This is a genomic window from Actinomadura sp. CNU-125 (genome assembly GCF_001942465.1).
In the GTDB taxonomy this organism is placed as follows: Bacteria; Actinomycetota; Actinomycetes; order Streptosporangiales; family Streptosporangiaceae; genus Spirillospora.
In genome coordinates this window covers 35,553-54,536 of the sequence record NZ_MKJY01000332.1, presented here as the reverse complement: position 1 = coordinate 54,536, position 18,984 = coordinate 35,553, and the positions used below count along the sequence as shown (strand labels likewise).

Genomic DNA, 18,984 nt, shown 5'->3' with positions numbered 1-18,984 from the left:
CTGCGCGCTCACCGCCGCCGCCGTCCTGCCCGCCGCCGCCCTCGGCCACAGCGGCCGGACGCCTGCTGGACGCGGGCCCGCCGCAGGACGCGTCCACGATCGCCGTCGCCGCGCTCGCCGTCCTCGCGATCGCCGTCCCGGGCGCGGTCGTCCTGCGGGAACGGGTCCCGTCGGCGGCCGACCGGCACGACGAGCTCGCGGCGGGCGGCCCGTCCCGGCGGCGGCTCGTCCTGGACGGCCTGCTCGTCGCGCTCGCCGCCATCGCCGTCGTGCTGCTGCGGCGGCGCGGCGCGGAGGCGGGCGCCGACGCGGGCGGCGACCCGCTGATCGCCGCCGTCCCGGTGCTGCTCGGCGCGCCGTCGGCGCGCTCGTCCTGCGCGGCTACCCGCACCTGCTGCGCGCCGCCGGTCCGCTGCTGCGGCGCCGTCCCGGCGCGGTCGCGTTCCTCGGCCTCGCCCGCGCCGCCCGGCAGAGCTCGATCGGGGCGCTGCCGCTCGCCGTCCTGCTGCTCGCCGCCGCGATGGCCGGGTTCACCGCGACCGTCGACGACGCCGGGCTCCAGCGCGGCCAGGACCGTGCCGCCTGGTCCAGGGTCGGCGCGGACGCCCGGGTGTCGGCGGAGCGGCTCCGCTCCGACGCCGCCGACCGGCTCCGCGCCGTCGACGGCGTCACCGGGGTCGTGCCCGCCCGGATCGTCCCGGGCGTCACCGCCGGCGACGACCCCGCCCCGATCACCCTGGTCGCGGTGGACCTCGACGCCTACCGCGACCTCGCGCCCGACGTGCCCGGACTGCCCGGGACGGGCGAGGCGCCGCTGTCCCCGGCCGCCGCCGACATCGTCGGCTCCGGCCCCGCGACGCTCGGCCGGTACGGCATCGACGACGTCCGCGTCCCCGCGGGCACGCCGGACGCGTCGAGCGATTCCCGGGGCAGACGGCGGGCAGCGCGTTCGCGATCGTCCCGTTCGGCGACGTCACCGCCGACGGCTTCCCCGCCGAGTACTTCGTCGCCGGGACCGGCCTCGACGCCGCCGCCCTCCGCACCGCCGCGCACGGCACCGGGGTCGAACTGCGCGCGGACGTCCTGCACGGCATGACGGACGCGCCCATGGTCACCGTCGTGCACCGCACCTTCTCCGGCGGCGCGCTCATCGCCGCCGCGTTCGGGCTGCTCACGGTGCTGCTCGTCCTCGTCGTCGGGGCCCGCGCGCGGGGCGAGACCGTCGCGCGGCTGCGGGTCCTCGGGCTGAGCCGGCGGCAGGGCCGCGCCCTCGCGCTCGTCGAGATCGCCCCGGTGCTGCTGTGCGCGGTCGGCGCCGGGTGGGCGCTCGGGCTGCTGCTGCCCGGCATCACCGGACCCGTCGTCGACCTGAGCCCCTACACCGGCGGGTTCGCCGCCACCGCCCACTTCCCGAGCGCCGCCGCCACGCTCGGGCTGCTCGCCGCCCTGCTGGCCGCCTGCGCGGCGGCCGTCCTCGTCGACCGCGGGTTCGACGCGCGGCGCGGCACCGTCCGGAGAACGGGGGACCGACCGACATGACCGAAGCACCCGACCTGGCCGAACTCGAACGGCGGGCCGTCGAACGCGGCCCCGAGTTCGGCGCGGGCGCCCACATCGTCTGCGACAACCTCGTCCGCATCTACAAGACCGACGGGATCGAGGTCGTCGCGCTGCAGGGCCTCGACCTGCTCGTCGACGCGGGCGAGCTGATCGCGATCGTCGGCGCGTCCGGGTCCGGGAAGTCGACGCTGCTGAACATCCTGTCCGGGCTGGACGTCCCGACCGCCGGGGTCGCCGTCGGCGCCCCGACCTGCTCACGATGACCGCGAAGGAGCGGCTCCGCTTCCGCCGCGAGCAGGTCGGGTTCATCTGGCAGCAGACCGCCCGCAACCTCCTGCCGTACCTGACCGCCGCGCAGAACGTCGAGCTGCCGATGCGGTTCGCCGGCCAGCGCCCGCCGCGACCGGGCCGTCCGCGCCGCCGAACTGCTCGGCATGCTCGGCGTCGGCGACTGCGCCGACCGGCGGCCCGCCGAACTGTCCGGCGGCCAGCAGCAGCGCGTCGCGATCGCCGTCGCCGTCGCGAACGAGCCGCACGTCGTGCTCGCCGACGAACCCACCGGCGAACTCGACACCGGCACCGGCGGCGAGGTGTTCGACGCGCTCCGCCGCGTCAACGCCGAGTTCGGCACCACCACCGTCGTCGTCACCCACGACGCGCAGGTGTCCGAGCGGGTCGACCGCACCGTCGGGATCCGGGACGGCCGGACGAGCAGCGAGGTGCGGCGCCGCGACGAGGCCGACGGCACCCGCACCAGCGAGGAGTACGCGCTGCTCGACCGCGTCGGGCGCGTCCAGCTCCCGAAGGGCTTCACCGAGCCGCTCGGCATGCGCGACCGCGTCCGGCTCGCGCTCGAATCCGACCACGTCGGCGTCTGGCCCGACCGTCCCGATGCCGAGGAAGGGGAAACCGATGAGTGAGCCGGCCGGCGAGCCGATGGTCGAGGTCCGCGAGCTCGTCCGGACCTACCGCACCGGACGCGTCGAGGTCCCGGCGCTGCGCGGCGCGTCCCTCACCGTCGCCCCCGCCGAGTTCGTCGCGATCACCGGACGGTCCGGGGCCGGGAAGACGACGCTGCTCAACCTGATCGGCGGCCTCGACGCGCCCGACGGCGGCACCGTCCGGGTCGGCGGCCGCGACGTCGGCGCCCTCCCCGAGGACGACCTGCTCGCCCTCCGCCGGGACGTCATCGGTTCGTGTTCCAGTCGCACGGCCTGCTCCCCGTGCTGTCGGCCGCCGAGAACGTCGAGGTGCCGCTCCGCCTCACCCGCACCCCGCCCGCCGAACGGGACGAGCGCGTCCGGGTGCTGCTCGGGCTCGTCGGGCTCGCCGACCACGCGGCGCAGCGCCCGCACGAACTGTCCGGCGGGCAGCGCCAGCGCGTCGCCGTCGCCCGCGCGCTCGCCAACCGGCCCCGGCTGCTGCTCGCCGACGAGCCCACCGGCCAGCTCGACTCCGAGACCGCCGCCGCCCTCATGCCGCTGCTGCGCGCGATCGTCGCGAGCGAGGGCGTGACCGTCATCGTCGCCACGCACGACCGGACGCTGCTGGGCCAGGCCGACCGCGTCCTCCACCTGGAGGACGGCGCGATCACCGAACTCCCGGCGGACGCCGCTCAGCCGACCTTGCCGCGCACGTAGACCCACGCGTCGCCGTCCCGGACGAACCGGCTGACCTCGTGCTGCTCCCCGGCCTCGCCGCCGGAGGTGTACCGGGCGCGGAACTCCACGACGCCCCGGGCGTCCGCGGGCCCGCCCGCCTCCGTCCGGACGATCTCCAGGCCGGTCCACCGCGTCCCGGGATCGAAGTCGATCCGCTCGGGACGCGTCGCGGGGTGCCACGTCCGCAGCAGGTACGCCTCGTCGCGCTCGGCGAACGCGCTGTACCGCGACCGCATCAGCTCCTCGGCCGTCGCCGCGTCGGCCTCGCCCCGGTGCAGCCGCCCGCAGCACCCCCGGTACCCGGTCCCGCTTCCGCACGCGCATCCCTTTGCCACGCGCCCATTCAACCGCAGCCGTCCGGCCGTCCGGCCGTCCTGAGGTTCGGCGGTGCCGTGTAACGTCGGCGCCCCTCCCCGGACGTATGGGGCGAACCCATACAAGGAGAGCCGCATGCCTCACGAGAAACGCCGGGCCGCCGATGGATGACCGGAAGGCCCGATTCGAGGCCGTCTACGCCGCGTCGTACGAGCCGATCCTCGGTTACGTGCTGCGGCGCTGCTCGTCCCCGGACGACGCCGCCGACGTCGTCGCGGACGTCTTCACCGTCGCGTGGCGGCGGCTGGACGACGTCCCGTCCGGCGACGCCGCGCGGCTCTGGCTGTACGGCGTCGCCCGCCGCGTCGTCGCCCGGCACTGGGAGAAGGAGACCCGGCGGCGGCAGCGGACCACGACCCTGCACCCCGAGCTCCGCGACGAGCTCGCGACGGCGGCGGACGAGTTCGTCGACACCTCCGCCATCGCGCAGGCGTTCGCGGGCCTGTCCGAAAGCGACCGCGAACTGCTCCGGCTGGTCGCCTGGGAGGGACTCGGCCGCAGCGAGATCGCCGCCGTCCTCGGTTGCTCCGCCGCGACCGTCCGCGTTCGGCTCCACCGGGCCCGCAAACGCCTTTCCCGCCGACTGCACTCGGCCGGCTTCGACGCCGCGCCCCTGATCGCGAACGGAGGCCGCTGACATGACGTCTCACCCCACAGATCACCCGACCGACCACCCCACCGACGACCTGGTGCGCACCCTGGCCCGGGTGACGTCGACGACGACGTCACCGGGTACGCGGACCATCCCGGCGCGCGCGCTGCTCGACGAGATCACCGCGACCCCGCCCGAGGCCGCACCCGCCGGGAACGTCCCGGCCCGCCGCCGGTTCCCCCGGATCGCCGTCCGCCTCGTCGCCGTCGGCGCGCTGGCCGCCGCCGCGACCGCCGGGGTGTCGGTCGTGGTGACCGACGACGAGGGACGCCCCCGCGGGCCCATCCCCGCCGTCCCCGCGATCGGCTCGGTCGCGCACGCGTCCGAGCTCCTCGACAGCGCCGCCGCGGCGGCGAAGGCCCGCCCGTACACCGCGCCCGAAGCCGAGCAGTGGCTCTACACCAAGGTCCGGATGAAGGGCGCGGCCGAACCGTCCGGCGCCGTCACCGGCGGCCCGTACGTGACCAAGACCTGGGAGTACTGGCGGCGGGTCGACGGCAAGCACCAGTACGCCGCGTACCAGAACGGGAAGCTCGAAGAGTCGCCCGTCTCGGACAAGGGACCGCGCGCGTCCCGGTTCGACCCGCTGCCCACCGACCCGGACGAACTCCTCCGCAAGATCGGGGCGATCCCCGGCGAACCGGACGCTCTCGCGTTCGGCACCCTGGTCACGATCCTCGCCGAGAACCTCCACCCGCCGAAGGTCGAGGCGGCGATCTTCCAGGCGATGAAGCGGATCCCCGGCGTCACCGCGACCGAGGGCACCGTGGACGCCGCGGGCCGCCCGGCGATCACCCTCGGGCTGACCCGGAAGGAGGGGTGGGTCCGCGAGGAGGTCATGCTCGACCCGGAGACCTACCGCTACCGGGGCGAACGCACCATCACGGTCGCCGAACACGTGCACGAGGGCGACGAAGGCGACGACGGCGGCAAGAGCCGCTCCACCATCAAGAGCGGCACCCTGCAGTACGAGCAGGTCCGGGTGGCCGCCGCGATCGTCGACGAACCCGGCGAACGTCCATAGCGCGGGCACTCGCCGCGCCCCCTCCTGATGTTGATCTGCGGCGTGTTGCCCTAACTCGGGCGTCTATAAGGGCAACACGCCGCAGGTCAACGAACCCAGGCTAGGGTTTGCGGGCGACCCCGCCCCAGGCGTCGTGGCTCTTGGTGTCGTCGAACGGGTTCGGATCGGGACGCCACCGGCCGATCTCCACCAGACCCGGATCGACCGGCTCGAACCCGTCCAGGAAATGCCCGAGCTGCTCCGGGCTGCGCAACACGTACGGGACGGATCCGCCCGAGTTGTAGTCGCCGACCGCCTCGACGAACGACGGGTCGGTGTTCGTGCCGTCGTAGACGGCGATGTAACTCCCGGACGGCAGCGCGTCCTTCAGCGTCCCGACGATCCGGCGCGCGCGGGCGTCGTCGTCCCCGTCGACCGGGACGTGGCCGAGAACGCCCATGAGCATCAGCGCGACGGGCCGTTCGAAGTCGAGTTTCGCGCGCGCGGTCGCGAGGATCGACTCGGGCTCGTTCAGGTCCGCGTCGATGTAGTCGGTGCCGCCCGTCCCCTTGCCGGTGAGCAGCGCGTGCGCGTGCGCGAGGACGAGCGGGTCGTTGTCGACGTACACGATGCGGGAGTCGGGCGCGACGCGCTGCGCGACCTCGTGGGTGTTGTCGTGGCTGGGCAGGCCGGTGCCGATGTCCAGGAACTGCCGGACGCCCGCCTCGCCCGCCAGGAACCGCACCACCCGCATGATGTAGTACCGGGACGAACGGGCCATGTCCGCGATGCTCGGATAGATGCCTGCGAAATGGGCGCCCGCCTCCTGGTCGACCGCGTAATTGTCCTTGCCGCCCATCCAGTAGTTCCAGATTCTCGCCGAATGCGGGATCGAAGTATCGATTCCGTCCATCAGATCTTTTTCGGCCTCATGCCAGGCGAATTCCTCGTCACCGTGCACGGTCGCCTCCAGCGGGCAAAGGGGATCTCGGGGCTTCGCAGGAGCAGAAAATCAGACCCCCGGCGGCCCGACAACCGGATCCGGACCGCCGGTTCCGTGGTCGGCCGGTCGTCGCCCCGCGCGACCTCGCCGTCCACGGACGGCCGGGTCCGGACGCCCGGCCCGGACGGCCGTCCCGGCCCGATCCGGCCCGTCCCGGCGGCGGAGTAGGGACGCTCCGTTTCGCGGCCGCACGTCGGGTAGATCGTCGTCAGCACCGGTGATCGGCAGCGGAGGGGGTGCGTGCCCGGCGCGGCGTCATGTTCACCCTGATCCTGCTTTACGCCGCCGCTGCGGTCCTCGTCCCCTGGGCGTTCGGACGGCACGGCCGCGCGATGGGGTACGCCGCCGCGCTCGTCCCGGCCGCCACCGCCGCCTGGGCCGTCGCCCGCGCCGGGGACGTCGCGGCCGGGCACGCCGACACGGCGCGGCTGTCGTGGGCGCCCGAACTCGGCCTGACGATCGACTTCCGGCTGGACGCCCTCGCCGTGGTGATGCTGCTGCTCGTCGGCGGCGTCGGCGCGGTCGTCCTGTGCTACGCCGCGTGGTACTTCCCGTCCGGTCCCCGCACCGAGCGGCTCACCGTCGGGACGCTCGTCGCGTTCGCGGGCGCGATGACCGGGCTCGTCCTCGCCGACAACCTGCTCGTCCTCTACGTGTTCTGGGAGCTGACCACGGTCAGCTCCTTCATCCTCATCGGCGCCGGGCACCCCGAGCGGACCGCGGACCGGCGCGCCGCCCTGCAGGCCCTGCTGACCACCACCGCGTTCGGCCTGGTCATGCTGGCCGGGTTCATCGTGCTCGGGGAGACCGCCGGGACGTACCGGATCTCCGAGATCGTCGCCGACCCGCCCGGCGGCGCCCCGGCCGTGACCGCGATGGTGCTGATCCTGCTCGGCGCGTTCGCCAAGTCCGCCCAGATGCCGCTGCACGCGTGGCTGCCCGCCGCGATGGTCGCGCCGACGCCCGTCAGCGGCTACCTGCACGCCGCCGCGATGGTCAAGGCGGGCGTCTACCTGGTGGCGCGGCTGTCGCCCGCGTTCGCCGGAACCGGCCCGTGGAGTCCGCTGATCGTCTCCGTCGGGCTCGTCGGCCTGCTCGGCGGCGGCGTCGTCGCGCTCCGCCAGAACGACCTGAAACGGCTGCTCGCCTACGGCACCGTCAGCCAGCTCGGCTTCCTCATGGTGCTGCTCGGCGCCGGGACCCGGACGGCCGCGCTCGCGGGCATCGCGCTGCTGCTCGCGCACGGCCTGTTCAAGGCGCCGCTGTTCCTCGCGGTCGGCGTCCTGGAACACGAGGAGGGCACGCGGCACGCCCACGAACTGTCCGGCGCGGGACGGCGGCGGCCCGTCCTCGCCGTCGCGGCGGCCCTCGCGATCGCGTCCATGATCGGGCTGCCGCCGTTCCTCGGATTCGTCGCGAAGGAGACCGCCCTCAAGGCGTTCGCGCACGGCGGCACCGACGCCGCCGTCCTCGCCGGGATCGTGGCGGGCGCCGCGCTGACCGTCGCCTACGGGGCCCGCTTCCTGCACGGCGCGTTCGGCGGCGGCCCGTCCGGTGCCGCGTCCGGTGCCGCGTCCGGTGCGGACGGGCCGCGGCCCCGCACCTCGTGGGGGCTCGTCGCGCCGGTCGTCCTGCTCGCCGTCGCCGGGTTCGCGGGCGGCCTGCTGACCGGCCCCCTCGACACCCTCCTCGGCGCCTACGCCGACGAGCTTCCCGCGCCCCGCCCCGAGTACGAATTCGCGCTCTGGCACGGCTTCGGGCTGCCGATCGTCCTCACCCTCGTCGCGTTCGCCGCCGGTTACGCCGTGTACCGGGCGTTCGGACGAACGTTCCCCGCACCGTCCGCCCGGTGGCGCGCCCCCGACGCGCAGACGCCTACGACGCGTCGTCGCCGCGATCCTCGCCACCGCCCACTCCGTCACCCGCCGCATCCAGACCGGCTCCCTGCCCGCGTACCTGTCCGTCATCGGCGTGATGGTGCTGCTCCTGCCCGGCGCGGGCCTCGCCGCCGGGCTCATCGGCGGGACCGCCTCGGACCCGTCCGCCGACCGGCTGCGCGGCTGGGACGAACCGGGCCAGCTCCTCCTGGTCGGCATCGTCGCCGCGTGCGCGCTCGCGGCCGTCCACGTCAACCGCCGGCTGTCGGCCGCGCTGCTGCTCGCCGGGGTCGGCTACGCCGTCGGCGGCCTGTTCGTCCTGCACGGCGCCCCCGACATCGCGCTCACCCTCCTCGTCGTCGAGACCCTCTCGCTGATCATGCTGGTGCTCGCGCTGCGGCGGCTCCCCGACCGGTTCCCGCCGCGCCGCCGGACGACCCGCGCCCGGGTCGGCACCGCCCTCGTCAGCAGTTGCCTCGGCGTGTTCGTCGCCCTGTTCATGATCGTCGCCGCGCTCAGCCGCACCGCCCCGCCGGTCGGCCCCGCCTACGCCCGTCCCACCGCGGAGGAAGGCGCGAAGAACGTCGTCAACATGATCATCGTCGATCTGCGCGCGCTCGACACGCTCGGCGAGATCGTCGTGCTCGCCATCGCGGCGATGGGCGTCGCCGGGCTCGTCCTCACCGGCCCCGGCGCCCCGCCGCTGCACGAGCGCCGCGCCGTACCGCCGTCCGGGCGCCCGTCCGGGCACACGTCCGGGCGCCATGCCGAGCCACGCGCCGGACGGACGCGCTGGCTCGCCGCCCCCGGACGCCCGCCGCTCGGCGGTTCGTCCGTCGTCCTGGAGGCCACCGCCCGCCTGCTCGGCCCCACCCTGCTCGTGGTCTCGGTCTACCTACTCGTCGCCGGGCACGGCCGCCCCGGCGGCGGTTTCGTCGGCGGGCTCGTCGCCGGGATGGCGTTCGTCCTGCGCTACCTGCCCGGCGGCAAGCGCGAGCTCGCCCTCGCCATTCCCGTCCGTCCCGCCGTCCTGCTCGGCGGCGGCCTGCTGATCGCCCTCGCCACCGGCGCCGCCGGCTGGCTCATCGACGACGCGTTCCTGTACGGGACGAGCTACCACTGGCACGTCCCCGTCATCGGCGAGATCCACCTGCCGACCAGCCTGTTCTTCGACATCGGGGTGTACCTGCTGGTGCTCGGGCTCGTGCTCACGATCCTCACCACCCTCGGCGCGAGCCTGGAGGAGGGCGAGGGGGAGACCCGCGCCGAGCTGGCGGGCCGCGACGTCGCCGGAGAGGAGCCCCGATGACCGACCCGATGGCCGGTCCCACCCTCGTGCTGACGGCCGCCGTCGCCGTCCTGTTCGCGACCGGGTTCCACCTGATGCTGCAACGCTCGCTCGTCCGCATCGTCGTCGGGTTCATGCTGCTCGGCCACGGCGCCAACCTCGCGCTGCTGCTCGCGGGCGGCCCGGCCGGTTCGCCCCCGCTGCTCGGCGGCGACGACGACGTGGAGATGGCCGACCCGCTGCCGCAGGCGATGGCGCTCACCGCGATCGTCATCACGTTCGGCGTCACCGCCTTCCTGCTCGCGCTCGCCTACCGCAGCCGCCTCCTCACCGGCGAGGACGAGGTCCAGGACGACGTCGAGGACCGCCGCATCTGCGCCGAGGAGCGCGCCGACCCCGACACCTGGACGGGCGACCCCGTCGAGGGAAACCAGGAACCCGCCCGCCAGGACGAGCCCCCGGACGAGCCCCCCGACGCCCCTCCCGGCGACCCGTCCGGGAAGCCGCCTCGCGGAGACGGCGGATGAACCGATGAGCGTCCTCGTCCCGCTGCCGTTCGTCCTGCCGCTGCTCGGCGCCGCGCTCGCCCTCGTCGTCCGCCGCCGGGAGCGGTGGCTGCGGCATCCGCGCGCCGCTCGTCGTCGCCGGGGTCGTCGCGGCCGCCGGGGCGCTCGTCGCCGCCGTCGCCCGGGACGGCGTCATCGCCGTCCAACTCGGCGGCCGAGCCGCGCCGCTCGGCATCACGCTCGTCGCCGACCGGCTCTCCACCCTGCTCGTCACGGTGTCCGCCGCCGTCCTGCTGGCGATCATGGTGCACGGCGTGGGCGAGGGCGCCGGGGGCCTCGGCGAGCACGAACCCGGCGTCTTCTACCCCGCCTACCTCGCCCTGACTGCCGGGGTCTGCCTGCTCTTCCTCGCCGGAGACCTGTTCAACCTCTTCGTCGCCTTCGAGGTGATGCTCGCGTCCAGCTACGTCCTGCTGACGCTGGCGCCCACCCGCGAACGCGTCCAGGCGGGCATGACCTACACGGCCGTCAGCCTGACCTCGTCCATCCTCTTCCTCACCGCCATCGGCCTCACCTACGCCGCGACCGGCACCGTCAACCTCGCCGACCTGTCCACCCGCACCGCCGAGCTGCCCGCCGGGACCCGCACCGCCCTCGCCATGCTGTTCCTCGTCGTGTTCGGCATCAAGAGCGCGATCGTCCCGATGCACCTGTGGCTGCCCGACAGCTACCCCGCCGCCCTCACCAAGATCACCGCCATCTTCGCCGCGCTGCTCACCAAGGCCGCCGTCTACTCGCTCATCCGCGTCGAGACCTTGCTGTTCCCCCGCGACGACCTCTCCTGGCCCATGCTCCTGCTCGCCGCGCTCACCATGCTCGTCGGGACGCTCGGCGCCCTCACCCACGACGACGTGCACCGCGTCCTGTCGTTCACCCTCGTCGGGCACATCGGCTACATGCTGTTCGGGCTCAGCCTGTTCACCGTCGCGGGACTCACCGGCGCGATCCTCTACCTCGTCCACCACATCGTCGTCCAGGCGACGCTGTTCCTGGTCAGCGACCTCATGCAGGGCCTCACCGGGGAGATCTCGCTCACCCGCCTGCGCGGCCTCGCGGCCGTCTCGCCCTTCGTGTCCGTCCTGTTCTTCATCCCCGCCATGAGCGTCAGCGGCGTCCCCCCGACCTCCGGGTTCATCGCCAAGCTCGCCCTCTTCCAGGCCGGTGTCGACGGCGGCCGCACCGCCGCGTACGCCGTCACCGCCGTCGCCGTCCTCACCAGCCTGCTCACCCTCATGGCGATGAGCCGGATGTGGGCCCTCGCGTTCTGGCGCACCCCGCGCGACCCGCGCGACCTGCCGGAACGTCCGCACGACGAGGCCGCGCAGGGCGGCATCCGCGTCATGCGGGCCGTCACCGCCGCGATGGTCTGCGGCGGCCTCCTCATCCCCGTGTTCGCCGGGCCCCTCACCGAATGGAGCCACCAGGCCGCGACCGAACTGCTGAACCCCGCGCCGTACGTCCGGGCCGTCCTGGGGGAACGGTGAACATCCTGCGCCGCATCGGCTCCCGCGCGGGCATGGCCGGGTGGCTGCTCGCCGTGTGGCTCCTGCTCTGGGGACGCGTCGACGCCGCGACCGTCCTGTCCGGTATCGCCGTCGCCTACGCGGCCTACGCCGTCACGCGGCTGCCCACCGTCCCGTTCATCACCCGGCTTCGTCCCGTCCGGCTCGCGGAGGCGGGCCTGGAGTTCGCCTGGGACCTGTTCGCCTCCAGCGTCGTCATCGGCAAGCACGCGCTGTGGCGGCCGAGCCGCGTGCGCGGAGCCCTCGTCCACGTGCGCGCGCGCTCGCAGTCGGACGTCGTCCTCCTCGCGGTGACCACGAGCATGTCGCTGCGGCCGGGCACGCTCGTCCTCGACATCGACTGGGAACGCTCGCTGTTCCTCATCCACGGAATGCCCGTCGACACCCCCGCCGCCGCCGAATCGGTCAGGCACGGCCTGCTCGCCACCGAACGGCGCCTGCTGCGCGCCCTCGGCGCGCCCGAACCCGAGGAGCCCGCATGACCGCCGTCTACGCCCTGACCCTGAGCCTCCTCGGCGCCGCGCTCGCCATGACGACCGCGCGGCTCCTGCGCGGCCCCACCTTCTTCGACCGCATCATGGCGCTGGACGTCATGTCGGTCCTCCTCGTCAGCGGCATCGCCGTGCACGTCGCCGCCCGCGACGAACCCGCCAACGCCACCCTGCTCGTCGTGATCGCCTCCTCGGCTTCGTCGGCTCGGTCACCGCGGCGCGCCTCGCGGGCGAACGGGAGCGGAACCGATGAGCCCCGCCGACGTCGTCACCGCGGTCCTGCTGCCCGCCGGGGCCGCCTTCTCCTTCCTCGGCGCCCTCGGCGCGCTGCGCTTCCCCGACCTGCTCAGCCGCCTGCACGCCGCGACGAAGCCGCAGACCATCGGCCTCCTGCTGGTCCTCGCCGGCGTCGCGCCGCAGGCCGACTCGCTCACCGCCGCCGCCCCGTTCCTGCTCGTGGCGGTGTTCCAGCTGATCACCGCCCCGGTGACCGCCCAGACGATCGGCCGCGCCGCCTACCGCACCGGCGGCATCGACCGCGACCGCCTGGTCGTCGACGAGAGCACCGGCGGGAAGGACGCGCCGGGGCGGCCGTTCACCTGAAGTTCGGCCGGTGCTTCGATCACGCTCGGGCGGCGGCGGTCCGCCCGCCCGTACGCTCGGGCGACGCGTTCCCCGGGAGGCCGACATGTCGTCGCGTAGGTTGCTCGTCCCCGCCGCCGGACTGCTGCTCGGCGGCCGTCCCCGCCGTCCCCGCCGTCCCCGCCGTCCCCGCCGCAGCGGCCCCGCCGCCCGGCGCCGCGGCGTGCTCGCCGTCGGCCGCGCTGCTCGGCTTCTTCGACGCGCTCGACAAGACGACCCTGGACGGGACGGCCGTCGCGGGGCTCTCGGCCCTCGCCGTCACCCGCCCCGGGCCGGCGCCGTCGCGCTCGTCGACAATATCGGCACCACCCCGGCCCGGATGTACGACCTTGCCCTCCGGACGCACCCGCGCGGGTCGCGCGCGCCGCGCGCGACGTCACGACCCTCAAGCGCCCCGACGGCACCCCGTACACCGGCGCCGACCTCGACGGCGAGGGCCTGGTGGCCGAGCGCGGCGGACGCACGGTGCTGGTGAGTTCGGAGACCGAGCCGTCCATCCGGCGGTTCGACGCACGCACCGGCCGGCAGCGCGCCGAACTGCCCGTCCCCGAACGGTTCCGGGTCGCCCCGGCGGGCGACGCCGTCCGCAACCAGACGTTCGAGGCGCTCACCGCCGCCCGCGACGGCCGCACCCTGTACGCGGGGATGGAGGGGGCGCTGGCGGGCGACGAACCCGGCGTGAACCGCATCGTCCGCTACGCCGGACGCTCCGGCGGCGCGTACCGTCCGGCGGCCCAGTACGCCTACGCGACCGACCCCGGGCTCGGCCTGGTGGAACTGGCGGCGCTGCCGGACGGCGGCCTCCTCGCCCTCGAACGCGGCTGGACCTCCGGCGTCGGCAACACCGTGCGCGTCTACCGGACGTCGACGCGCGGCGCGCGGGACGTCTCGGCGCGCCGCGCCGAGCCGTCGGCCGCGCTCGGCAAGGAACTCCTGGTCGACCTCGTCGACTGCCCGCCGTCCGGCGCCGTCGCGAAGCAGCCGCAGCCCAACCCGCTGCTCGACAACATCGAGGGCATGGCGCTCGGCGGCCGCACCGGGCACGGCCGTCGCGTCCTTTACCTGGTGTCGGACGACAACGGCGGCGCGACCCAGATCACCCGCGTCTACGCGCTCGCCGTGCGCGTCTGACCGGGATCGTTGGACAGCCGGGCGCCGCCCGGCGACAGCCGAAGGAGTCTTCATGTTCCGTGCCGGTGCTCCCGTGGCGCTCGCCGCCGCCGCGATCGCCGCGGCGGCCGTCGCGCTGCCCGCGCCCGCCGCGTCCGCCCACGGCGGACGCCCCGGACATTCGTCCGACGTCCGGTTCGCCACGTTCAACGCGTCGCTGAACCGGGGGACGGCGGGCGAACTCGTCGCCGACCTGTCCACCCGGACGGACGCGCAGGCCCGCACGATCGCGGAGATCGTCCAGCGCGCCCGTCCGGACGTGCTCCTCGTCAACGAGTTCGACTACGACCGGCGCGGCGAGGCGGCCCGGCTCTTCCAGGACAACTACCTGTCGGTCGGGCAGGGCGGCGCCGAACCGATCCGCTACCGCTACCGGTACACGGCGCCGAGCAACACCGGCATCGCCTCCGGTCTCGACCTCAACAACGACGGAACGGCGGTCACCGAGCCCGGCTCCGACGCCTACGGGCAGGACGCGTACGGGTACGGCATGTTCCCCGGCCAGTACGGCATGGTCGTCTACTCCCGCCACCCGATCGACTACCGGCACGTCCGCACGTTCCAGAAGTTCCGGTGGAAGGACATGCCGGGCGCCGCACTGCCGGACGACCCGTCCACCCCCGCCCCGTCCGACTGGTACGGCGCCGACGAACTCGAATCGGTTCGGCTGTCGTCCAAGAGCCACTGGGACGTGCCCGTCCGGGTGGGCCGCCGGACCGTGCACTTCCTCGTCAGCCACCCGACGCCGCCGTCCTTCGACGGCGCCGAGGACCGCAACGGGCGGCGCAACCACGACGAGATCCGGTTCTGGGCGGACTACGTCCGGCCGTCCGCGAGCCGCTACGTCTACGACGACCGGGGACGGCGCGGCGGGCTGCGGCCCGGCGCGCGGTTCGTCATCGCCGGCGACCAGAACGCCGACCCCGCCGACGGCGACAGCCACGCCGGCGCGATCCGCCGGCTCCTCGGCAGCCCCCGCGTCGACGCGTCGTCCGTGCCGTCCAGCCGCGGCGCCGCCGAGGCCGCCGCGTCCCAGGGCGGCGCGAACCTCGGCCACGACGGCGACCCCCGCCACGACACGGCCGACTTCGCCGACACCGCCCCGGGGAACCTGCGCGTCGACTACGTCCTGCCGTCCCGGGGGATCCGCACCGTCCGCGGCGGCGTGTTCTGGCCCGTCTCGTCCGACCCGCTGTCCCGGCTGACCGGCGCCTACCCGTTCCCGTCCTCCGACCACCGGCTCGTCTGGCTGGACGTCCGCCCCTAGGACCCGGCCGGTTCGCAGAGCAGCGGGAACCGCGTCTCCGAGCAGGGGCGGTCGCCGAACTCGCGCAGGACGTCCTTGCCGCCCTGGTCGGTGAGGTAGCGCAGGAAGGCCGCCGCGATCGAACCGGCGGGCGGTTCGCCGTAGGTGTGGGCGAACTCGATCTGCCAGTACGGGTACCGGCCGTCCTCGACGCCGCGCAGCGTCGCCGGAACGCCGTCGATGCGCACCTCGACGATGTCTTCGGCGGCGGCGGCGCTGCTCGCCTCGCTGTAGCCGAGGGCGCCGGGGACGTCCGCGACCTCCTGCAGCAGCCGGTCCGTCCCGCCGACCTCGCAGCGGCCGGGCTCGTCCCGTCCGAGGGCCGAGCAGTCGCCCGCGGTGGCCTCCGGCACCTCGATCCGGGGCCCGCCCCCGCCGTTCAGCACCCGCTCCACGAGCGCGGTGCGGGTGCCCGAGCCGCGGTGCCGGTTGACGAGATGGACGGGGAGGTCCGTGCCGCCCACGTCCGACCAGTTCGTCACCTTCTCCGCGTAGATGTCGCGGACCTGCTGCAACGACAGGTTCTGCACCCCCGCGTCCGCGTTGACCACGAGCGTGAACAGCGAGTACGCGATCGGCCGCCCCAGCAGCCGCGGGTGGTCGCCCACGGCCCGTCCGTCGGTGAACGCGATGTGGTCGCCCAGCCCGTCCCCGGCGGAGACCCCCGCCGCCTCGCCGGCCCGCTCCAGCGCGTCGACCCCTTCCGCGCTGCCCCCGACGTCCCCGGCCCGACCGGGATCGCGGCGCCCCTCCCGTCGCACAGCTCGACGTACTTCCGCGCCGCCTCGGTCACCGCGGGCGCGAACGCCGTCGAACCGTGCAGGTGCAGCGTGCCGCCCACGCAGTCCAGCGGCGGCGGGTCCGCGCGCCAGAACAGCGCGATGCCCGACTGCGCGAGCACCGCCGTCGTCAGCAGCGCGATGCCCAGCAGCGCCGGTCGGGACGCGAACGTGTGGCTCTCGGTCCGCGCCAGTTTGAGCCGGGAGACCCAGCGGAGCCAGCGATTGGACCGCCCGGCCACGTCCGCGCGGAAAACCGGGTTGGAGAAACGGTCGCCGGGATTCCCGGAACTGCGTTCCAGCACCGCCAGCACCTTGTAATGGGCGCCGGTGTTGAGTTTCACCTTCGGCAGCCGGATGCGCCCGCGCCGTCCTCGTCGCTGATCCCGAATCCGGCGGCCTCGGTGCTGCCGCCGTCGACCTGGGCGATGAAGAAGTCGCGCAATTCCGGCTGGCTGAGTTCGGTGACCGCCAGGCCGACGACCCGGCGGTCCCGGAACGTGACCCGAATTCCCGTCCAGTCGTTCTGGGGGGTCAGATAGTCGCTCTCGACGATCTCCGTCAGCCCGGCGTTCTCCACCCGCAGCAGGACGAACGACGGCTCGTCCAGCGGCCTGCCGTCGTCGTGCATCCGCGCGAGGACGTCGGCGTTCGGCGCGTGCGCCGTGTCCGTCGCGAGCGTGTCCATCTGGACGCGGTAACCCAGCCGCTTGCGCCGGACGACGACGAACTCCCACACGAACGCGATGCAGGGGATCACGACACTGAGGGCGGCGACGATCGAGCCGAAGTCCCATTCGAAACCGAAGCTCACCGTTGTTTCTTCTCCGCAGAAGCCGTAGGGCCCTTCAGATTGTCAGCCGCACCGCCGCGATGGCCAGATTCGCCGCGATCGTCCAAGCAGAATTCACCTGCACGTCATCCGGACAAACCGATGATCACACCGCGTCACCGGTCATGCTCTCGATGAGCCGGGACATATCTTCGCTCCCGTACCCTTCGTCGATCTGCCGCCGGACGAGCGCCCCCACCATGTCGACCGGAACCGGATCGACGCCCTGCTCGCGGCTCGCACGGCCGATGGCCTCCAGCGCGCCGGCCGTCCAGTCGAGGCTCTGCCCCGGCACGTCGTAGCCGCCGCCGTCCACGGTTCGCGCGATGCCGGCGAACGACCCGGTCATCGCGGCGAGGAAAGGCGCGGCGCGCTCCGCGAACTCGGCCGCCGGGACGCCCTCGGCGCGGACCATCGCGGCGCCGTGCAGGAATCCGGCGAACAGCGGATACATGCCCGAAAGGATCGCGAGGTCGAACAGCGACGCCATTCCGGCGTCCGCACCGTCGTAGACGGACGTCGCCCACAGGTCGAGCGCCTCGCGATGCCCATCGAACACCGCACGCGACCCGCTGTAGAGGATCTGCGCGCCCGGAGCACCGATCATCGGCGGCGTCGCCATGATCGCTCCGTCGAGGTACTCGATTCCGTGGCCGTCCGCCCACTCCGCGAGCTCCCGTGCCTCGGCGGGCGTCGTGGTCGTGAGGTTCACCACCGCCCGTCCGCGCAGCCCGGCGGCCACCGGGTCGAGTGTCTCGTGCACCGAGGCGTGGTCGTAGAGGCACACGACCACGATCCCGCCCGCGGTCACCGCGTCGTGGACGCTCGCGGCCTCGACCGCGCCCGCCAGTTCGTCCGCCTTCCCGGGCGTCCGGTTCCACACGGTGACCGGCCGCCCCGCGTCGAGCAGCGCGGTGACCAGCGCACGTCCCATCGCACCCAGCCCGAGCACGGTCACGGGGGTCTTCATCGAAGCGGCTCCTTGAGTCGTCGGAAACATGCCCCCATGCTGGAACCGTTCCGAAGAACTCGGAAGTACCCACTATCTTCTGCGGTACTTACCTTCTAGTAAGTGAGGTCCACGATGAAGCCGACCAGGTGCGGCCCGTACATCTGCGGGATCGACGCGGCACTGGACGTGGTCAGCGGCAAGTGGAAGGGCCTGATCCTCTGGGAGCTGGACCAGCGCGGCACCAGGCGCTTCGCCGAACTGCGCCGCGTGCTTCCGGGGGTGAGCGAGAAGATGCTGACCCAGCACCTGCGCGAGATGGAGCAGGACGGCCTCGTGCACCGCGAGGTCTACGCGGAGGTTCCGCCTCGGGTGGAGTACAGCCTGACCGGGCACGGCCGCGCCCTCAACAAGGCGCTCGAACCCCTCGGCGCGTGGGGCCGTGAACGGATCCGGCGCGAGAACCACGAGATGGTGGAGCACGCCTGACCGCAGGTTGCGCCCCCGGCAGGATTCGAACCTGCGACACCCGCTTTAGGAGAGCGGTGCTCTATCCCCTGAGCTACGGAGGCCGGTCTTCACTCGACGCATGAGCGTAGCGGACGGCACCTAACAGGGTAGAGGACGGGCGCCTGTGACGCGCATCCTTATCGGTTCGCCCGTCCCGCGCCGCAGCAGACGACGCATGCGTGCGTCCGCTCACCCCCGAACCGTGGCATTTCGGACGGGTATCCGGGCGGTGTTGGCCGAGTTGATATGAGAAGCGAGGAATCTGTCGGGATCGCGCTAGGCCCGATCAGGCGACCTCGGTACGCTTCGGTGCCGTGACGGGTCGGCATCAGGGGCGGGCGGGCGGCCCCCGGAGAAGGTGGGCGGCGATCGCCGGGGTCCTCGCGGCGGACGCGGCCGTGGTCGCGTTCACGCTCGGGAACGGGCCGGACGGCTCGTCCCGCGCGGTGACGCCCGTGCAGCGGGCGACGTCGGAGCCCACGTACGGGGAGTACGTGGCGCCGGAGGCCGGACCGCAGGCCGAGACGCTCACGCCACCGCCTCCGACGCCGCCGCCCGCGCCCGCGCCCGCCGTGACGCCGCGCGGGTCGTCGGCGCCGAAAAAGACCGAGCCCACCCGGCAGCGGCGCGACTGCAGGTGGGAGGACGTGCCGTTCCTCGAACGGTGGTGCCACTGGCGCGGCCGCGGCGATCGGTAGACCGTTCCACCGGATGCGCCGCGATGACGCAGGGTGCCCGTCCGGGTTCTGGTAGCGTTCCAGCCGCTGATCCGCATTCGGGCATCAGGAGGAAAACCA

20 protein-coding genes, 1 tRNA gene and 4 pseudogenes are annotated in these 18,984 nt (G+C 73.9%); 18 read left to right on the top strand and 7 right to left on the bottom strand.

All coding sequences use genetic code 11. The features are described from left to right. The 6 genes and pseudogenes from BJF79_RS56085 to BJF79_RS62410 all read left to right on the top strand — a co-directional run. Positions 1-1,096: hypothetical protein (locus BJF79_RS56085; protein WP_262402812.1), on the top strand; the 1,096-nt coding region annotated here is incomplete at its 5' end. Beyond that, positions 1,093-1,539 (top strand): FtsX-like permease family protein, encoded by a 447-nt coding sequence (locus tag BJF79_RS31675; RefSeq protein ID WP_075902950.1) that lies wholly within the window; start codon positions 1,093-1,095, stop codon positions 1,537-1,539. The genes BJF79_RS56085 and BJF79_RS31675, both read left to right, overlap by 4 nt. After that, the gene (locus tag BJF79_RS62425) at positions 1,536-1,823 is read left to right on the top strand and encodes an ATP-binding cassette domain-containing protein (RefSeq protein ID WP_262402811.1); all 288 of its coding nucleotides are present in this window, start codon (positions 1,536-1,538) and stop codon (positions 1,821-1,823) included. The genes BJF79_RS31675 and BJF79_RS62425 overlap by 4 nt, the downstream gene beginning before the upstream one ends. 153 nt (positions 1,824-1,976) lie before the next feature. Then, positions 1,977-2,480 (top strand): annotated as a pseudogene (locus BJF79_RS62420) (ATP-binding cassette domain-containing protein); the annotation flags it as partial. Continuing rightward, positions 2,452-2,661: pseudogene (locus tag BJF79_RS62415) on the top strand (ATP-binding cassette domain-containing protein); the annotation flags it as partial. The pseudogenes BJF79_RS62420 and BJF79_RS62415, both read left to right, overlap by 29 nt. Positions 2,662-2,756: 95 nt before the next feature. Then, positions 2,757-3,200 carry an ABC transporter ATP-binding protein gene (locus BJF79_RS62410; RefSeq protein WP_262402810.1) on the top strand — a complete coding sequence of 148 codons (444 nt, stop codon included), beginning with the start codon at positions 2,757-2,759 and terminating at the stop codon, positions 3,198-3,200. On the opposite strand, the gene BJF79_RS31660 is transcribed toward BJF79_RS62410, so the two are convergent. Then, positions 3,176-3,556 carry a YchJ family protein gene (locus BJF79_RS31660; RefSeq protein WP_262402809.1) on the bottom strand — a complete coding sequence of 127 codons (381 nt, stop codon included), beginning with the start codon at positions 3,554-3,556 and terminating at the stop codon, positions 3,176-3,178. The two genes, BJF79_RS62410 and BJF79_RS31660, sit on opposite strands and share 25 nt — an antisense overlap. Positions 3,557-3,699: 143 nt before the next feature. On the opposite strand from BJF79_RS31660, the gene BJF79_RS31655 reads away from it, so the two are divergent. Both BJF79_RS31655 and BJF79_RS31650 read left to right on the top strand, forming a co-directional pair. Further along, positions 3,700-4,233, top strand: a complete 534-nt coding sequence (locus BJF79_RS31655) for an RNA polymerase sigma factor (protein WP_075902948.1) — start codon at positions 3,700-3,702, stop codon at positions 4,231-4,233. A 1-nt stretch (position 4,234) separates the two neighbouring features. Further along, positions 4,235-5,272 (top strand): CU044_5270 family protein, encoded by a 1,038-nt coding sequence (locus BJF79_RS31650; protein WP_075902946.1) that lies wholly within the window; start codon positions 4,235-4,237, stop codon positions 5,270-5,272. Positions 5,273-5,372: 100 nt separating this feature from the next. Here BJF79_RS31650 and BJF79_RS31645 read toward each other — a convergent pair whose 3' ends face one another. Beyond that, the gene (locus BJF79_RS31645) at positions 5,373-6,164 is read right to left on the bottom strand and encodes an SAM-dependent methyltransferase (protein WP_075902944.1); all 792 of its coding nucleotides are present in this window, start codon (positions 6,162-6,164) and stop codon (positions 5,373-5,375) included. Positions 6,165-6,511: 347 nt separating this feature from the next. On the opposite strand from BJF79_RS31645, the pseudogene BJF79_RS67495 reads away from it, so the two are divergent. From BJF79_RS67495 to mnhG, 6 genes and pseudogenes are all read left to right on the top strand, one after another. Next, a pseudogene (locus BJF79_RS67495) lies at positions 6,512-7,681 on the top strand (proton-conducting transporter membrane subunit); the annotation flags it as partial. A gap of 547 nt (positions 7,682-8,228) precedes the next feature. Continuing rightward, positions 8,229-9,440 (top strand): hydrogen gas-evolving membrane-bound hydrogenase subunit E, encoded by a 1,212-nt coding sequence (gene mbhE / locus BJF79_RS62400; protein WP_083734284.1) that lies wholly within the window; start codon positions 8,229-8,231, stop codon positions 9,438-9,440. Next, positions 9,437-9,946: a Na(+)/H(+) antiporter subunit C gene (locus BJF79_RS62395; protein ID WP_083734286.1), complete on the top strand. Its 510-nt coding sequence runs from the start codon at positions 9,437-9,439 to the stop codon at positions 9,944-9,946. Before mbhE ends, BJF79_RS62395 begins: the two co-directional genes overlap by 4 nt. A 254-nt stretch (positions 9,947-10,200) precedes the next feature. Continuing rightward, a complete protein-coding gene (locus tag BJF79_RS31620) occupies positions 10,201-11,469 on the top strand; it encodes a proton-conducting transporter membrane subunit (RefSeq protein ID WP_316043481.1) in 1,269 nt (422 codons plus the stop codon). Continuing rightward, positions 11,466-11,990 (top strand): Na+/H+ antiporter subunit E, encoded by a 525-nt coding sequence (locus BJF79_RS31615; RefSeq protein ID WP_075902940.1) that lies wholly within the window; start codon positions 11,466-11,468, stop codon positions 11,988-11,990. The genes BJF79_RS31620 and BJF79_RS31615 overlap by 4 nt, the downstream gene beginning before the upstream one ends. A 258-nt stretch (positions 11,991-12,248) precedes the next feature. Next, a complete protein-coding gene (mnhG, locus tag BJF79_RS31610) occupies positions 12,249-12,602 on the top strand; it encodes a monovalent cation/H(+) antiporter subunit G (protein ID WP_075902938.1) in 354 nt (117 codons plus the stop codon). A 19-nt stretch (positions 12,603-12,621) separates the two neighbouring features. Here the strand turns inward: mnhG and BJF79_RS62390 are convergent, their stop codons facing one another. Further along, positions 12,622-12,903, bottom strand: coding sequence for a hypothetical protein (locus BJF79_RS62390; protein ID WP_075902936.1), 282 nt, complete (start codon positions 12,901-12,903; stop codon positions 12,622-12,624). A gap of 119 nt (positions 12,904-13,022) precedes the next feature. Between BJF79_RS62390 and BJF79_RS62385 the strand changes: the two are divergent. Further along, positions 13,023-13,772: pseudogene (locus tag BJF79_RS62385) on the top strand (esterase-like activity of phytase family protein); the annotation flags it as partial. Positions 13,773-13,824: 52 nt separating this feature from the next. Then, entirely contained in the window at positions 13,825-15,078 is a 1,254-nt protein-coding gene (locus BJF79_RS31595) for an endonuclease/exonuclease/phosphatase family protein (protein WP_075902932.1), read from the top strand. On the opposite strand, the gene BJF79_RS62380 is transcribed toward BJF79_RS31595, so the two are convergent. The 3 genes from BJF79_RS62380 to BJF79_RS31585 form a co-directional block, all read right to left on the bottom strand. Further along, positions 15,075-15,878, bottom strand: a complete 804-nt coding sequence (locus BJF79_RS62380) for a substrate-binding domain-containing protein (RefSeq protein WP_262402807.1) — start codon at positions 15,876-15,878, stop codon at positions 15,075-15,077. The genes BJF79_RS31595 and BJF79_RS62380 overlap by 4 nt on opposite strands. A gap of 358 nt (positions 15,879-16,236) precedes the next feature. Further along, positions 16,237-16,710 (bottom strand): hypothetical protein, encoded by a 474-nt coding sequence (locus BJF79_RS62375; RefSeq protein WP_262402806.1) that lies wholly within the window; start codon positions 16,708-16,710, stop codon positions 16,237-16,239. A gap of 124 nt (positions 16,711-16,834) precedes the next feature. Next, positions 16,835-17,698 carry an NAD(P)-dependent oxidoreductase gene (locus BJF79_RS31585; RefSeq protein ID WP_075902930.1) on the bottom strand — a complete coding sequence of 288 codons (864 nt, stop codon included), beginning with the start codon at positions 17,696-17,698 and terminating at the stop codon, positions 16,835-16,837. Between the two features lie 114 nt (positions 17,699-17,812). Here BJF79_RS31585 and BJF79_RS31580 point away from each other — a divergent pair, with 114 nt between their 5' ends. Further along, on the top strand, positions 17,813-18,166 hold the full coding sequence (locus BJF79_RS31580; RefSeq protein WP_075902928.1) for a winged helix-turn-helix transcriptional regulator: 354 nt from the start codon (positions 17,813-17,815) through the stop codon (positions 18,164-18,166). 10 nt (positions 18,167-18,176) lie between these two features. Here the strand turns inward: BJF79_RS31580 and BJF79_RS31575 are convergent. After that, a tRNA-Arg gene (locus tag BJF79_RS31575) sits at positions 18,177-18,249 on the bottom strand. 252 nt (positions 18,250-18,501) lie between these two features. Between BJF79_RS31575 and BJF79_RS54110 the strand changes: the two genes are divergently transcribed. Beyond that, positions 18,502-18,885: a hypothetical protein gene (locus BJF79_RS54110; RefSeq protein ID WP_143220464.1), complete on the top strand. Its 384-nt coding sequence runs from the start codon at positions 18,502-18,504 to the stop codon at positions 18,883-18,885. Positions 18,886-18,984: the final 99 nt, after the last annotated feature.